The sequence below is a fragment of the Microcoleus pseudofavosus SVA1_A4 genome (assembly GCF_036700565.1).
GTDB lineage: Bacteria > Cyanobacteriota > Cyanobacteriia > Cyanobacteriales > Microcoleaceae > Microcoleus.
On record NZ_JAUBPE010000076.1, the window covers coordinates 1 to 15,434 of the forward strand.

Consider the following 15,434-nt stretch of genomic DNA (forward strand, 5'->3'; position numbering starts at 1 on the left):
CTCGCGAGTACAATACGCGAGCGGGGACGCTCGCACTATAATAAAACAAATGCTTTTTATAAAAATGAGATACTCCCGTTTACCGTTGTCAACTATCAACTATCAACTGACTACTATCAACTGACTAATGACTAATGACTCTTAACAATTACTTAGAAATAAAATGCACCCAAAAATTCCCGTCAGCCATACACACGCTGCGGATTAATCGATAGGAATAGTGCAAGTAGGCACCGCTGACACTTGTGTCGTAGCCGCTTGGGAACCACTCGCCATAGGGATCGTGAACGAAGAATCCCTCGCTGTCATAGCCTGCGGCAACTAGAATGTGACCGAAAGACGTGAAGTATCCGTGTATGACAGCAGGATTTCCGCTGGCTAGCCAATCTTGAACGTCCTCAATAGTTGCATTCTCTGTAAAGTAATCTTGGGCGCCGTAATCTTTAACAATCTTTGCTAAATCCAACGGTTCCCAGCGACTGTAATTCTTGGCGATCGCATATTCGTAGAGTTCGTCTTCGTATTGTCCGGTTTTTTTGCGCCGCGGCACCCTCAAAAAGTCCAGACACATCGCTATTGAAGTTACATTGCAAGCACCTGTCGGGTTGTAAAAGTTATCCATTTGCGATCGGTAAGGAATGCCAAGTCTGACAGTAGGCGGATTCGGTTTGGGATAAAGCAGAGCGCCGTCTTGAGTAATTTGAGCGTGCCCTCCGAAAACATACCAAATCCCTGAACCTTTGAAAGACTCGTTGCGGAGAGCAACTCTGATGTGACCGCGAATCGGAGCAAAAGCCAGGAGCTCAAACTCTTTTCCCGCTGGTATTACTTGTTTTTCGGATTCCTGAAGTTGAGAAGACGCCAGCGGTTTTGATTTAAAGATGGTGTCTCTGAGCGTTTTGAGTATCAGGGGAGGTGTGGGAATGTCCCCTGGTTTGGTTTCGATCAGCTTTTTGGCTGTTACTGCTCCCAAAAAACCAGCTTCGCCACACTTCATCAGAGTTTGAAATCTGTGGAGAGCTGCAGTAGAGAGAGGCCCAAACATTCCGTCTACGGGAGGTTTCAGTAAACCCAGGTCGATGAGGCGGCTTTGAATTTGGCGACTGAGTTCGTCGTCAGCAGCGATTGCTTTGGCATCGTACCTAATTTTAGAGTTGAGAAAGTTTTGTAATTTCATGCTTGCCTGCCCACGTCAATCGATTTTAGATTTTAGATTTTAGATTTTAGATTTGAGAATTACGACTGCGGATAAATCCGGATGCCCCAGACCAAATTGCTCGATCGTCAATAATTCCTAGCTTATTCTCTCAGAAAATTACGGCAATTCTACCGATCGTCCGTACCTTAAAGGCTTTGTATTAATGATTCGATACAAAACTTTCAAGGTAAGGTCGATCGAATTTCACGCACTATTGACTAAAAATCCCTGGTGCCGGTTGACCTTGTTTTTGCTGAATGCCGAATGCCGTTAGATGCCTCAAAAGCAAAGCGATGGTAGAATTGCCCTGCTGAGGCGATCGTCCGATTTATGCTTCGTCGGGGCGAATTACCACAACACCCATCGCGTCGGGAGACAGATATTTGACGGCGGCTTCTCGGAGATCCTCGGCAGTCTGAGCTTGGATGCAGGCGGCATAGTTGAGGGCGGGAGCGATATCTCCTAACATCGACTGATAGTAACCGTACAAACTTGCTCGATCGCTCGGAGTTTCGTTACCAAAGACAAACCGATTTGCTACTTGCGTGCGGATGCGGGAAATTTCGGCATCTGTCACCAGTTCGGTTTGCAGAGTGCGGATGTGTCCGACGATCGCAGATTCCACGGATGGCAAGTTTTCTGTCGGTAGTTGAGCGGAAATCGAGAATAAACCGCCGAGTCGGTGAGTCATGTTGCTGACGGAAATTGACGAGACTAGCCCTCGATCTTCGCGCAAATCCTGAACCAGCCGAGTTGTGCGGCCGTGACCCAATATTGTCGCCAAAACGTCGAGGGCATAAGTTTCGGACATTTCCATGAAACCTGGCACTCGCCACATCACGATCAGTCGGGCTTGCTGGAGGGCAGAGTCTACAAATTCGCGGCGGACTGTTTCTGTAAATGGCGATTCTTGGCCGTAGTTCGGGCTTTGGAATTCTGGGTGAAAGTTGCCGACAGCAGGCACATTTATTTTGCCGTTTTGTGCTGTACTTTTTGCTGCAAAACTGTCTGCGACAATTTCTATTAGTCGATCGACCGGCAAATTGCCTACAGCTACGGCTGTCATGGCCCCCGGCTGATATCTGCTGCTGTGGAAATCCCGCATTTGTTGCGCGGTAAGCTGTTCGATTACCGAAGTCGGGCCGAGTACCGGTCGCTTGTAGGGCAGGACTTCAAAGGCTAATTGCATCGATCGCTGATAGGTGCGGCGGCGGGGATTGTCTTCCGATCGTCTAATTTCTTCTAACACTACCAGCCGTTCGCGATCGAAGGCGTCGTCGGGAATGCTGGCGTTGAGCAACACATCGACTTGCAGCGGGGCTAGTTCGGCAAAATCTTTAGGGGCTGTGGTGATGTAGTAGTTAGTGTAATCTTGGCTGGTAGCAGCATTGGTGACAGCGCCGCGCTGCTCGATCGCGCGCTCAAATTCTCCGCTGGGAATGCTGGGAGTTCCCTTAAAAATCATGTGTTCTAAAAAGTGAGCCATGCCGTTGATTTCGTCGGGTTCGGCGGCTGAGCCTAAATTGAGCCACACGCTGAGGTTAACAGCATCGACCGGCAAGTGTTCGGCGATAACTGTGAGGCCGTTGGGGAAATGGCGGACTGTTGGGGCGTTGAGGGGCGATCGGTGGGAGGTTTTGAGCAGGGTTGATGTCATTGTGCTTTTAAATTTATCTTGTTCTCTATATCTTAAAGGGTCATCCGATTTTAGATTTTAGATTTTAGATTTTAGATTTTAGATTGATCCCACGGCTGATGGTTGCTGGGGATGTTGTCGGGGGCGATCGCGAAATGCCAGAGCGGTGAGGGCGTCAGGGTTATGAGAAATCACTGCGATCGACAAAACAAAAGTTGATGTGTTAAAAGTTGCAAGTTATAGTCTACTTTGAATTTAGCCTTTAATCCCTTCTTTTCGCATTCAAGTTTCGGAGTTGCAAATGCAATTTGAGTTTCTGATTCCAAAACGCCCTGTATCTTTGCAAACGAGGCCCAGAAGCAAGCTACAGAATTGGCAAGCATTTGTGCGTGCAGAAGCATTAAAAAATTGGGTATGAACTCCTTATTCAGGAAATGTTCATTTAGCTTTAGTGTACCTTTATGATGCTGACCCAGTTGACACTGACAATATCATAAAGCCCATACAGGATGCACTAATTGGGTTAGTTTATGAGGATGATTCACTTGTCACAGATGTGGAGTCGCATCGTCGCTCGCTTAGTGACACGTTTGACGTTGCTTTATGTCCGTCATTGTTGGTTCGTGGCATAATATAGCAGTCCTAAATCAGTCGCAAAATCGATCGAGATCAGAATCCTTGTAGTGCGAGCATCTTGCTCGCGTACTATTTTTCAAATCATTTAGGATTGCTATATCTGGCAGCGACTGCGTTTACGTTAGAATAAATTTAGCAAAAGCATTAGAGAGTTATCTATGACCGCTACTAAATTGATACACGACAAATCAGTATCTAAAATTGCCGAAAAATACCGACAAGAAGGCTATACAGTATTGGTTGACCCTGAACCCGAACAGATCCCTTTCGATTTAGGGACATATCGTCCAAATTTGATTGTAAAAAAGAACGAAGCCGAAGGTTACATAATCGAATTCAAACGTTCTGCCAGACAAACATCCATAGACAGGTGGAAAGAAATTGCTGAAATAGTCTCTAAAAATACAGGCTGGCGTTTCTTGTTAATTACTGAAGATGCTTTACTGAAAGACGAAGACAATGAAGTAAATCTATTATCTTGGGAACAAGTTTTTAGTAGAAAAACACAGGGTGAACGTCTGATCTCATTAGGAGAAAATGAAGGCGCGTTTTTATCACTTTGGGGAACACTTGAAGCACTCCTGCGTAGACGAGCTGAGGAGGTTAGTATTCCAATTGAAAGATTTCCAACTGTATCTCCGATCAAACATATGTATTCGCAAGGAGAACTTTCAATAGAAGAGTACGATCGAGCCATGCTACTTTTAAGCGTAAGAAATCGATTTATTCATGGATTTCAGACACCAGAAATCAATGAGTCTGTATCTGAATTGCTCGCCCTTGTCAATGAATTAATAAGTTTATGGGCACCAGAGGCATCTGGGTGATGAGAGGTTCCGCAAAAGGGACGTGCTAACTGCGGTTCACAAAGTCTACGCGATCGCACCTATCCCGAGCAGGAATCGCCCTAGCCAACAAGTGAGATAGAAGCGTGAGCCCTTAACTTTGTTTATCTGCTATTTCTGCTACAGGCATTTGCCTTTTAGAAATAGTTGCCCAAGTCCTCAGTTTTTTTTGGTGACAGCATTCGATGGAAAATCGAAGATTGAATAAAAACTTAGTATTTCCACAACAAGCTTTTGAACGATTTTGCCGATCGACTTCGGGGAAAATCGGCTTAATTTTGACTGTAGCGCTGACGATCTCGGCACTGTTGGCCCCCCTACTTTACCCTTACGATCCGGCGGTCGATCGAGATTATTTGTTGCGATTAGTGGCTCCTAGCGCTAAACATTGGTTCGGCACCGACGGTTTGGGGCGGGATTTGTTGGTGAGGGTGTGGCACGGATTGGGGATCTCTTTACTTGTCAGCCTGGTTTCTGTGGGTGCGGGTTTAATTGTGGGAGTGCTTTTGGGGCTGGTGGCCGGGTATTTTCGGGGGTGGGCCGAGATGGCGATCGGCACCTTGGCGGATATTTTGCTAGCTTTTCCTTCGATTTTACTGGCGATCGGGGTTGTTACCGTCACCGGGCCGAGCCTGCAAAGCGTAATTATCGCCGTCAGCCTCGTGCAAATTCCGATTTACATCCGTTTAACTCGCAGTATGGTGCTGTCTCTGCGGGAACAAGAATTTGTTTTGGCTGTCAAGGCCTTGGGCGCCAGCGACTTGCGGATTATTTTTCGCCACATTTTGCCGGGAAGTCTCGCGCCTCTAGTTGTACAAGCAACTCTTTCCACTGGTACGGCGACACTAGAAGCTGCCGGTTTGGGTTTTTTGGGTTTGGGCGCACAGCCACCCCTTCCTGAGTTGGGGACGATGCTTTCGGATGCTTTTAAGGGCGGATACGCTCTTTCGTCTCCTTGGACTATTTTGTTTCCCGGTTTGCTGATTACCTTGACTGTTCTGGGTTTCAACCTGTTGGGCGACGGGCTGCGAGACGTTTTAGACCCCAGATCCAATGCTGCGGCAAGGAAATAGCAATATTCAGGAGTTACGCAGCGGGCACAGTATTGGAGCAATACTGTGCCTCCTCTAAAAATTGTTTATGTATGCTCAAACTTTTGGCGGGAGTTGAAGCCATTTCAAAGCCGTAGCCTGGGCTGCCGGCTGAGGTGATACCCGCTATACTGCCTGCATTAAGATTGGCCCGGATAGGCGGCAGAATTAACGATCGCGATTGTTAATTATGCCGCTGATTTATTGACTTTTTGCACCAGCAAACTCACAAAGGATTACCCCAAAATAGTCGCCATTTCCGGGGTAGAGTTAACCTGTTCGTCTGGAACGCCTTCAATGGCGATATTGCGAATGTCTGAACCATGTTGCAGCTTTTTTCAGTTATACTTTTGCATAATAATCAATAGTAACTTTTCAGCTACGCATCAGTTTACGACAAATTTTAACCGGAATTGTTACATTTGCTACTATCAACAAATAGGCAAGCTAGAACAGTGAGTTACAAAAGTTATTGACAGCGATCGCAAAGCATGAATTATATCAAATCCGGTTAGATATGAATGATATACAAGTGCGATCCTCCCGCTCGCTATCGAAAACAAGCCGGGAGTGTGACAGAGTGGAAGGATTTCTCTTCTTCCCTCTTCCCTTTTCCCTATTCCTTCGATATTATGAGATTATTTCAAGGAACAAATCCGTACTTTGACCATCGTACCGCTGCTATTCAAAACGCACAGAAATCAGCTTATTGGTAAAAGTCCACAGTTGATTTTTCAAACGCTAGTCTAGTTCTTTTGCCTACTTTCGTTTTAATAAATCCTTGGTTTGTTACCTTCCACTGAAAAATTAGGCACGGTTACGCCACTGTGAATCTTCGGTGCAATCTAAAGATACTCATTCTGAATCGCGACTATTGCAGTCATCTTCTGCGATTTGAACTTTAGTTTTAGCAGTTTTCCGCGTAAAAAGCCGCAGTGGTTGTTGAGTTTCCATCGGGTTGAATGATTTTGCTTCTTTTCAACGAGTCAGCGAACTTAGCATAATGAACACAGCACAAGACCACTATAACCAGCAACTTGCTGCCGTTTACAGTTGGATGTCAGGAAATCCTGAAGCAGCGATCGAACGAAATCACGCTCTTTTTTGTCAATTGGCGCTCGACTCCGCACCGCGAGGATTAGCCATTGATTTAGGTGCAGGTTCAGGATTTCAATCTATTCCTTTAGCGAAATTAGGCTTTTCGGTAGTAGCTATAGATTTCTGTGATGCCCTACTTTCAGAGTTACGCGATCGCGCTAAACATCTTTCCATCCGTACCATTCACGACAATCTGCTTAATTTCTCGCAACACATTCAAGAACAGGCGCAGCTCATTGTTTGCATGGGCGACACGCTTACACACCTAGAATCATTGAGTGCTGTCGATTCATTACTTTTGGACATTGAGCGCTGGCTGATTGAGAATGGGATGTTGATTTTAACTTTCCGCGATTATGTTTCAGCAGAGCTTCATGGAACTCAGCGTTTTATTCCTGTACAAAGTGATGAATTTACAATCCTCACTTGTTTCTTGGAGTATCAGGAAAACAGCGTAGCAGTCCATGACTTACTCTATCAAAAACAGGGAGGTCGGTGGTCATTCAGTGCCAGTTCTTACCAAAAACTGCGGCTCAATAAAAATTGGTTGTGCGATCGGCTATCTGAAATAGGTTTACAGGTACTTCAGAACGAGATGATTAATGGAATGGTTTGTATCATTGCCAAGAAATTATATTAAAGACTTTATATTAAAGACAACCGAGAGTCGCTGTAGTGACTGTTCCGAAATTTACAGCTCCATCCAAGGCTTAGAAACTGAAATCTCACGAAACCTGATATGAAACTCCTCCGATGGCTGACATTGTGCTTCTTCTCCTTGACGCTCACCCTCTGGCTGGGCAGTTGCTCCTCCCCACCCCAAATCCAGGCGGTGACGCTCAATTTGGGTGCGTCAGCCATGGTTCGCACTGCCGTGGAGGCAATCGATCGACTCTATCAGCAGGAACACCCCCATATCTGGTTGAATCCGACATTTGCCGGAACAGCCGTAATCCGGGCAGCCGTTGAGCAGGGAGAACCTTTTGATGGGCTTTTGTTATCCGAGATTTCACCGCTGGATGCGTTGCAAGCCCAAGGGCTAATTCGGCCCGAAAGCCGTCGGGAGTTAGTGACCACCGATATTGTGGTGATTGCTGCGGCTGATTCTGCGGTGCAACTGAATGATTTGCACGAGTTAGCGAGCGATCGCTTCAAAACGGTGGCAATGGGCAACAAAGACCTGACGGTTGGCAAATATACCCACCCCATTTTGAGTCGGTTAGGCATCCTTCAGGCAGTGGAATCCAAGGCAGTCTGGGCAAAGGTGGATGTGCGGGAAGTCTTGCGAGCCGTCGAGCAGGGAGAGGCAGAGGTGGGCATTACCTTTCTGCCAGAAGCCAAAGCCTCTGCCAAGGTCAAGGTGTTAGCCACCGTATCGCCCGACCTCTATGAGCCAATTCGCTCCGGTGCCGCTGTTGTTAAAACCTCTCCCCATCTCCAGGAAATGCAGGCGTATCTGGACTTTTTAAGCACCGATCGGGCAATGGCAGTATTTCAAAAATTTGGACTCCGCCCTCTGCGGTCTTAGATCGACGAAACTAAGCACCAGACAGACATGATGAAACAACCCTCTAACTTTCTCAAAACCGTTGCCGCGAGCCTGGGTGCAGCCACTTTCCTGGCATTAGCAGTGAGTGGAATCGCATTTTGGAGCGCTAACCGCACCTTAGAAACTAACCGCCAGATCGCCCAACATCTAAAAGCGCTCAATAGTTTGGAAGCGTTGACCAGTGCATTTCAGGATGCTGAAAAGATCCAGCGGCAATACCTGCTCGCGCAAAACAAAAATGACTTCAGGAAATTTGGGCTTCGGACGATCGATGTCGATCAAGAATTGCGACTATTGCAAAGCTTGCTAGAGAACGATCCCCGCCCACAGGCAGCTACCAAGCGCCTGGAAGAATTTATCCTGCGTCGCCTGGGGGAACTCCGGCAGGGCGTGGAACTCCGGGACACCAAAGGGCTGGCGGCGGCGATCGATCGCACCCCCCCACGACTGCTGGACGAGATGACGCTGCTAACCCAGCAGATCAAAGCCATGGAAACCGTGGCGTGGCGGCAGAAACAGCAAGCTGCCACCCGCACAACCCTTCTGGCAATGATGGCATTTCTGGTGGGCATCGGCCTCAACCTAGGAATTATTCTGTGGACTTACCGCCTGATTTGCCATGAAATCCTGAAGCGGAATCAAGCCGAAACCGACCTTCAGCAAAGTAACCAGACGTTTCAAAACCAGACTAGCCTGTTGGAATTAATCCTCAACAGCATGAGCGATGGCGTGACCGTTCTCGATGAAAACGGTCGATTCCTGGTGTTTAACCCCGCTGCCGAGCAGATGTTTGGCAAAATACCCGACAGCCAGCCGGAAGAATGGTCGGAGCAATATGGACTGTTTCTATCCGATGGGGTAACTCCGCTCCCAACAGAGCAACTTCCCTTAGTGCGGGTCCTTCGGGGTGAGCAGGTAGACAATATGGAAATCTTTACTCGTCATCCCCAGGCCCCAAAGGGCTTCTGGCTGACAGCTAGTAGCAGACCTCTGAGAGATGCCAGCGGTGCATTGAAAGGGGGAGTTGTTGTGTGCCGCGATACTAGCGATCGCAAGTCCGTAGAACTAGAGATATTGCGGGCAAAAGAAGCAGCCGAAGCCGCCAACCGCACCAAGAGCGAGTTTCTTGCCAACATGAACCACGAACTCCGCACCCCCCTCAACGGCATCCTCGGCTATACCCAAATCCTCCAGCGCGACCCCGCCACCACCGCCAAACAGATGAAAGGATTGGGGGTGATTTATCAATGCGGTTCCCATTTACTCACCCTGATCAACGACATTCTGGATCTGTCGAAGCTGGAAGTGCAAAAGATGGAACTCTATCCCCAGGATTTCCATCTGGCGAACTTCCTCTCTTCTACTGTGGATATTTGCCGCGTCAAGGCAGTGCAAAAAGGTGTAGAGTTTCATTACCAGCCCGCCAGCAACCTGCCCACTGCCGTCCATGCTGACGACAAACGGCTGCGGCAAGTGTTGCTCAACCTGCTCAGCAATGCGGTCAAATTTACCGATTTTGGCACCGTCACGTTTCGGGTAGAAGCGGTGGAGTCAGAAGACTCAAATTCAGAACTCAAAACTCAAAACTCAAAACTTTCAAGAATTCGCTTCCAAATTAAAGACACTGGCATTGGCATTGCCCCTGAAAAACTATCCACGATTTTCTTACCATTTGAGCAGGCAGGGAAACGCGATCGCAACATCGAAGGCACTGGACTAGGACTTGCGATCGGTCAACAAATCATCCAGAAGATGGACAGCGAAATTCACGTCGAGAGTGTAATGGGGCAGGGCAGCAGTTTCTGGTTTGAGATCGAGTTGCTTCCAGCATCGGATTGGACAACACAAAATGCGATCGCCAACCACAAGGTTATTGGCTATCAGGGCGAACGACGCAAAATTCTGGTCATTGACGATCGTGAAGAAAACCGTCTGGTGGCAGTGAATATGTTGGAACCGCTGGGCTTCAAGCTGACGGAAGCTGATAATGGGCAGGCAGGTTTTGATACCACTATCCAGACGCGACCCGACTTGATTATTACCGATGTACATATGGCGATCATGGATGGCTTAGAAATGACCCGTCGCCTGCGACAACTGCCAGACTTTGCCCAAACTCCCATCATTGCCTCCCCTGCTACTCTGTCTCAGGTGGATGTACAGGAAAGTCTGGATGCAGGGTGCAATAGCTTCTTCCCCAAACCCATCGAGTTTACTGGGTTGCTTGCCGAATTGCAGCGATATCTAGAATTGCAGTGGATTTACGAAACCGAAACAGAGGCGACTCAACCCGCTGTCAGCAACGCCGGTGAGGTTAGCATCATAATACCGCCTGCTGCAGAACTGGCAACCCTTTATGCTGCGGCTCAGGGTGGTTTTATGACCGATATCCAGCAGGAAGCCCATCGCTTGAAGAAATTAGCGCCGGAATATATTGCCTTTGCGAACAGAGTTCTAGAACTGAGTCAACAGTTTGATGAGGAAGCCATTCTGCATCTAATCGAGCCGCGGGTTTAGCAACTTTATCGATCTACCATTGGCTATTCATCACTTCAATATATTTAGGAGTTTGCAGATGTCAGTCTATTCTATATCTCAAGAAAACACGATCTTAGTCGTAGATGATACCCCAACCAATCTGCAAGTATTGTTTGATTTGTTGAGCGAACAGGGCTACCGGGTGGCGATCGCCAAAAATGGTGAAACTGCCCTGCAACGAGTGCAATTGTCTGAGCCCAATTTGATTTTGCTGGATGTGATGATGCCAGGGATCGATGGCTTTGAAACCTGTCAGCGGCTCAAAGCTAATCCCGCCACTCGCGATATTCCAGTTATTTTCATGACCGCCCTCTCCGACTCGGTGGATCAGGTCAAAGGGCTGAGCCTGGGTGCAGTGGACTACATCACCAAGCCGATTCAGCATGAAGAAGTCTTGGCAAGGATTCGGGTGCATCTCCAACTGCGGAATGCCACCCGGATCGTGGAACAGCGCACCAACGAACTCAACCAGGCTTTAGAAAGTTTCAAGCAAGCCCAAGTGCATCTAGTGCAAGGTGAAAAAATGTCTGCCCTAGCCCAATTGGTGGCGGGAGTGGCACACGAAATCAACAACCCGGTGAATTTCATTCAAGGCAACCTGAACTATGTCAAACAATACACTCAGGATCTGCTGGAGTTGGTGCAACTGTACCAGAAGCACTATCCCAATCCGGTAGCAGAAATCCGAGAGCGGGCAGAATACCTGGAGCTGGAATTTTTGCAAGAGGATTTGTGGAAGATGCTGGGTTCGATGAAAATCGGGAGCGATCGGATTGGCCAACTGGTGCTCTCCCTGCGCAACTTCTCCCGCCTCGATGAAGCGGACTGCAAACCCGTTGATATCCATGCCGGTATCGACAGCACTCTGTTGATTTTGCAACACCGTCTGAAAGCCAGACCCGATTTTCCTGCCATCGAAGTCATCAAAAATTACGGGCAATTACCGGAGGTCGAATGCCACCCCAGTCTACTCAACCAGGTATTCATGAATATCCTCAGCAATGCGATCGATGCCTTGCAGACATCTGGTGTCAGGGATAACCAACAACCTACCATTACCATCAGCACCTCGATCGGTAGTGCTAACTCGATCGCGATTAGCATTGCCGATAATGGAGCCGGTATCCCGGAACTCATTCGCTCTAAACTATTCGATCCGTTCTTCACAACCAAACCCGTGGGCAAAGGCATTGGTTTGGGACTGTCGATCAGTCATCAAATCGTCACTGAAAAACACGGCGGCAAAATTGAGTGTGATTCCACTCTGGACAAGGGCACTGAGTTTATCGTAAAGATTCCAGCGCGGCAGGTCATGGCACAGGTTGCTTAAAATAAGGGTTACGGTTCCGGTAACAATTATCAATCAATTTGAATACTCTTGATCTTAGAGAATAGTAATTAGGATTTTATGGTAGTAGGACTTACTTACAAACTAATACTGTAGGGTGTGTATTACGCACCTTAACCCCTACCGGAACGCATTCAACTATTTTTTGCATAAGTCCTGGATGTATTAGCTGGCGCTACTGCGAAGCTAGTTCCATTAATATCGTTATTCCCATTTCAGCCACCGAGAAATCATCATTTGCTGCATCGCCCTAATTCGAGAGGATAGCTACTCCTATTTGCTCGCTCTTGTCAAAACCAATGAAGCTCGTATAGCCACTAAGACTGTTATGCCAATACAATACTTGCTCATTCGGTAGGCTCGAAATCAGCCAATCTAAGCCCATACTGAAAGTTTCAGTGTCTTCAAAATATTGTGATTGCGATCGCGCGAAAATCGCAGCCATTTGGGTATTCGCTGTACTGAGATTAGCTTGCAGGAACTTCAACAAATTCTCAGATGTCGAACGAAACGCTCTTGCTGGCATCACCTCAAAATTCCACTTTGAAGTCAGCATTCCATCGGGTGAATGACCGGGCGCAAGGCACTGCTGCTGTTGCGGTGTCTGATGAATCGCCGTATCTGTCATACCCAGCGGCTGGCAAATGATTTCTGTCACTAATGTTTCATAAGCTTTGGAAGTTTTTAGGCTTAACAAATGTCCTAACAAGCCCATGCCCAAGTTAGAGTATTCGTAGCTTTGACCGGGTTCGTTCAGCAGCGTGATTTCTGCTAGATCGGCATACATTTCCTGCGCCGTGTAGTGAAGGTAAGGATTGCTAGGATTTTTGATTTCTGCAAGGAAACGGTCGGGCAAACGCGGCAGTCCAGAGGTATGGGTTGCTAACTGTTGCAGGGTGATGGATTGGATGGCAGGATTTAACTGGTTGATGACTTCTACGGGCAAATAGAGACGAATCGGAGCGTCTAGCTCGACATTACCATCATTCACTAATTTAGCCAGAAATGTTAGTGTAAATACTTCTGTCACGGAACCGATTTTGTAAATTGTACCAGCATTAGAAACAGCAGGATCGGTGTTGCTGAGCTTGCCAAATCCTTTGATGTAATGATGTCCTCGGTCAACTACTCCGATCGTTAAAGCCAGGTTTTTTCTCTTGCTTAGATAATCCTGCGTAATTCGATCGATTTTAGACTCACAATTTTGATAAGCCAGGGTTATTAATTAAAAATCATTGATAAGTAATTCCGCCTGAAAAACCGAATACCCAGAACCCCGACTTTTTTAAGAAGTTGGTATCTAAAGCGCGATCGTATTTTACGTTTACAAAACTTACGCAAAGATAAGCCCAGAGGCATCTAAGTTTTACCGTCACTTTCGATAGAATTCTTGTGGGGTGTCCCGCCCGCTCGAAAAATAAAATTTAGATGCCCAACAGCTTACTATATGCAGGGCGAAGCACACGGCACCTTGCCCTCGGCCTACTATCTCGGGCTCCATCCTCCCTCGCCGACGATCGATCCCCAATAGCAGTTGCTAATATTCGCCACTCATGTATGACTTGACTGATGTCACGATCTACGCGAAACTTTACATACAACTGATGTATTGCTTCTACCTATTAATAACTTCTGTTAAGTTGTGACTCAAAACCTATCAATTCGTCAAAATTGATATAGCGCTTTGTCAGTCAGCCAACTCTCAAGAAGCTACTTCAGGAGGCATCGTCCCTGGCTTGCTGGTGTCGGTGTCTGATCTCACTATTCCTATTCAGTCAGCCCGGATTATGGAAACACTAGAGTTTGTGATCTATCCAGATGGCCGCGTACAGGAAACAGTCACCGGCATTGTCGGTGCTTCCTGCGCTGAGGTAACGGCTGCAATTGAAGCTCAGCTCGGCGTGGTGCTTCATCAAGAGTCAACATCGGAATATTTCACGCAAGCGCTGCATCAGTCAGCCGAAGCGACGGCCCAAGTGGCTTTTAGCGATTGGTAATTTTTTTTGTTGAGTTCACTTAAATTTTTTTGGAATCACCATGTCACACTTTAGCCAAATTAAGACCCAGATCCGCAATTTGAATTCTTTGGAAGCCGCTTTAACAGACTTGAGTATCGATTGGAAGTCTGGCCCGACTGAGGTGCGCGGCTATCGCGGCCTCACCAGCACTGCTGAGGTGGTAATTGAGCAAGAAAACGGCTATGACCTAGGTTTTAGCTGGAACGGGACTGAGTATGAATTGGTGGCAGATCTGCAATTTTGGCAGCAAGCTTGGTCTGTAGACCGTTTTCTGAATAAGGTGACTCAGCGCTATGCTTACCATACTGTGGTGAATGAAAGCGCTAAGCAGGGTTTCCAAGTTTCTGAGCAAAAGCAAAATCAAGACGGTTCGATCCGCTTGGTGGTTCAGCGCTGGTGCGCTTAATAATTTTGCGAGATTTTTGCAATCTTGTCTCATCAAAGTCCGCCTCCGCGGACTTATTTACTATTGTGGGGGTCTAAATGTCTGAGCTTTCTGGACTCGGAATAGATACAGCAAGCGATCGCTCTGGTTTAGAGCCGGAGTTGGGAGGTTTTTTGCGGGATGCGCCCGATCGCTCTGGTTTGGAACCGGAATTGGGCGGCGTGTTGCGCCAAAAAGGTGTCTATGTTGATGAGATTACCTGCATTGGCTGCAAGCACTGCGCTCACGTTGCTCGCAATACTTTTTATATTGAACCGGATTACGGTCGATCGCGCGTAGTTCGACAAGACGGGGATTCTGAAGAGTTGATTGCTGAGGCGATCGACACTTGTCCGGTGAATTGCATTCACTGGGTTGATTACACCGAACTCAAGAATCTGGAAGAGGAACGCAAGGATCAGGTGATTCCTGTCGTTGGTTTTCCCCTGGAGTATGCGACGATTCGGGCCCGTGGTCGCCAGCGGAAAAAAGCTAAATTGGGCGATCGTAAGTTCAAAGATAGCCATTGAAATCCCCAATTCCCACCCGCAGCTTGAAACCTTTGGCTCAAACAACAAAAACAGCCCGCGCGGGCTGTTTTTTGTATACATTGTATAATTAATTTATTTGAGAGGATGGTGCTCAGCGAGAATTTTCTCAACTCTAGCTTCGTCGATTCTGGCAGTTAATGTTGTTGCCTCGTTGTTATCCCGAATGGTTTTTGCTAAGGTAAAAGACGAGCCGACAGAAAAAGTTAAACCCATACCCATAAAAGCTTTTTGCCAGGGGTCTACCTGTAAATAAATGATACCTACAGTAGTTGCGGAAATGGCAACAATAAAAGAAACCCAGCACTGAAGTATCCAAGCATTAGTATCTTTTTGACGTATGATTTGTTTCTGCATAGTGCCTCTAAATCAAGTATATCTTTTGGTTGATTAACTTAAAGAATAGATAGCGTGAGTGAAGCGGTCAGGAGAGCAAGGGACAGTTTCGATAAGTGAACAGTGCGATCGGGCTTTTGACTAAAAATTAGAACGCTATAGATAGGGT

The 15,434-nt window shown here is 47.2% G+C and carries 14 protein-coding genes; 10 read left to right on the forward strand and 4 right to left on the reverse strand.

Features of this window, described 5'->3' with window-relative positions; genetic code table 11:
* Positions 1-148 precede the first annotated feature (148 nt).
* On the reverse strand, positions 149-1,177 hold the full coding sequence (locus tag QUA02_RS26190) for a C39 family peptidase (RefSeq protein WP_333032103.1): 1,029 nt from the start codon (positions 1,175-1,177) through the stop codon (positions 149-151).
* A 349-nt stretch (positions 1,178-1,526) separates the two neighbouring features.
* The gene (locus QUA02_RS26195) at positions 1,527-2,855 is read right to left on the reverse strand and encodes a M16 family metallopeptidase (protein ID WP_333032104.1); all 1,329 of its coding nucleotides are present in this window, start codon (positions 2,853-2,855) and stop codon (positions 1,527-1,529) included.
* A gap of 430 nt (positions 2,856-3,285) precedes the next feature.
* On the opposite strand from QUA02_RS26195, the gene QUA02_RS33720 reads away from it, so the two are divergent.
* From QUA02_RS33720 to QUA02_RS26225, 7 genes are all read left to right on the forward strand, one after another.
* Positions 3,286-3,471 (forward strand): RusA family crossover junction endodeoxyribonuclease, encoded by a 186-nt coding sequence (locus QUA02_RS33720; RefSeq protein ID WP_445305209.1) that lies wholly within the window; start codon positions 3,286-3,288, stop codon positions 3,469-3,471.
* A 157-nt stretch (positions 3,472-3,628) separates the two neighbouring features.
* A complete protein-coding gene (locus QUA02_RS26200; RefSeq protein ID WP_333032107.1) occupies positions 3,629-4,297 on the forward strand; it encodes a hypothetical protein in 669 nt (222 codons plus the stop codon).
* 218 nt (positions 4,298-4,515) lie between these two features.
* Positions 4,516-5,388 (forward strand): ABC transporter permease, encoded by an 873-nt coding sequence (locus QUA02_RS26205; RefSeq protein WP_333032108.1) that lies wholly within the window; start codon positions 4,516-4,518, stop codon positions 5,386-5,388.
* A gap of 1,021 nt (positions 5,389-6,409) precedes the next feature.
* The gene (locus QUA02_RS26210; RefSeq protein ID WP_333032110.1) at positions 6,410-7,144 is read left to right on the forward strand and encodes a class I SAM-dependent methyltransferase; all 735 of its coding nucleotides are present in this window, start codon (positions 6,410-6,412) and stop codon (positions 7,142-7,144) included.
* Positions 7,145-7,243: 99 nt separating this feature from the next.
* Complete coding sequence (gene modA, locus QUA02_RS26215) at positions 7,244-8,032, forward strand: molybdate ABC transporter substrate-binding protein (protein ID WP_333032112.1); 789 nt, start codon at positions 7,244-7,246, stop codon at positions 8,030-8,032.
* Positions 8,033-8,059: 27 nt separating this feature from the next.
* Positions 8,060-10,570 (forward strand): ATP-binding protein, encoded by a 2,511-nt coding sequence (locus QUA02_RS26220; RefSeq protein ID WP_333032114.1) that lies wholly within the window; start codon positions 8,060-8,062, stop codon positions 10,568-10,570.
* Positions 10,571-10,628: 58 nt separating this feature from the next.
* Entirely contained in the window at positions 10,629-11,921 is a 1,293-nt protein-coding gene (locus QUA02_RS26225; RefSeq protein ID WP_333032115.1) for a sensor histidine kinase, read from the forward strand.
* A gap of 268 nt (positions 11,922-12,189) precedes the next feature.
* On the opposite strand, the gene QUA02_RS26230 is transcribed toward QUA02_RS26225, so the two are convergent.
* Positions 12,190-13,161, reverse strand: a complete 972-nt coding sequence (locus QUA02_RS26230; protein WP_333032151.1) for a serine hydrolase domain-containing protein — start codon at positions 13,159-13,161, stop codon at positions 12,190-12,192.
* Between the two features lie 565 nt (positions 13,162-13,726).
* On the opposite strand from QUA02_RS26230, the gene QUA02_RS26235 reads away from it, so the two are divergent.
* From QUA02_RS26235 to QUA02_RS26245, 3 genes are all read left to right on the forward strand, one after another.
* Entirely contained in the window at positions 13,727-13,936 is a 210-nt protein-coding gene (locus QUA02_RS26235) for a DUF2997 domain-containing protein (RefSeq protein WP_015176940.1), read from the forward strand.
* 40 nt (positions 13,937-13,976) lie between these two features.
* Positions 13,977-14,363 (forward strand): DUF1257 domain-containing protein, encoded by a 387-nt coding sequence (locus tag QUA02_RS26240; RefSeq protein ID WP_333032116.1) that lies wholly within the window; start codon positions 13,977-13,979, stop codon positions 14,361-14,363.
* Between the two features lie 77 nt (positions 14,364-14,440).
* Positions 14,441-14,911: a ferredoxin gene (locus QUA02_RS26245; protein WP_333032117.1), complete on the forward strand. Its 471-nt coding sequence runs from the start codon at positions 14,441-14,443 to the stop codon at positions 14,909-14,911.
* A 93-nt stretch (positions 14,912-15,004) separates the two neighbouring features.
* Here QUA02_RS26245 and QUA02_RS26250 read toward each other — a convergent pair whose 3' ends face one another.
* On the reverse strand, positions 15,005-15,286 hold the full coding sequence (locus QUA02_RS26250; protein WP_333032118.1) for a YiaA/YiaB family inner membrane protein: 282 nt from the start codon (positions 15,284-15,286) through the stop codon (positions 15,005-15,007).
* Positions 15,287-15,434: the final 148 nt, after the last annotated feature.

Excerpts from the sequence above, each read along its gene's own strand:
- QUA02_RS26235 (WP_015176940.1), top strand. The coding sequence starts at position 13,727 with ATGGAAACACTAGAGTTTGTGATCTATCCAGATGGCCGCGTACAGGAA.
- QUA02_RS26245 (WP_333032117.1), top strand. The coding sequence starts at position 14,441 with ATGTCTGAGCTTTCTGGACTCGGAATAGATACAGCAAGCGATCGCTCT.
- QUA02_RS26200 (WP_333032107.1), top strand. The coding sequence starts at position 3,629 with ATGACCGCTACTAAATTGATACACGACAAATCAGTATCTAAAATTGCC.
- QUA02_RS26190 (WP_333032103.1), bottom strand. The coding sequence starts at position 1,177 with ATGAAATTACAAAACTTTCTCAACTCTAAAATTAGGTACGATGCCAAA.
- QUA02_RS26195 (WP_333032104.1), bottom strand. The coding sequence starts at position 2,855 with ATGACATCAACCCTGCTCAAAACCTCCCACCGATCGCCCCTCAACGCC.
- QUA02_RS26240 (WP_333032116.1), top strand. The coding sequence starts at position 13,977 with ATGTCACACTTTAGCCAAATTAAGACCCAGATCCGCAATTTGAATTCT.
- modA (WP_333032112.1), top strand. The coding sequence starts at position 7,244 with ATGAAACTCCTCCGATGGCTGACATTGTGCTTCTTCTCCTTGACGCTC.
- QUA02_RS26250 (WP_333032118.1), bottom strand. The coding sequence starts at position 15,286 with ATGCAGAAACAAATCATACGTCAAAAAGATACTAATGCTTGGATACTT.
- QUA02_RS26220 (WP_333032114.1), top strand. The coding sequence starts at position 8,060 with ATGATGAAACAACCCTCTAACTTTCTCAAAACCGTTGCCGCGAGCCTG.
- QUA02_RS26210 (WP_333032110.1), top strand. The coding sequence starts at position 6,410 with ATGAACACAGCACAAGACCACTATAACCAGCAACTTGCTGCCGTTTAC.
- QUA02_RS26225 (WP_333032115.1), top strand. The coding sequence starts at position 10,629 with ATGTCAGTCTATTCTATATCTCAAGAAAACACGATCTTAGTCGTAGAT.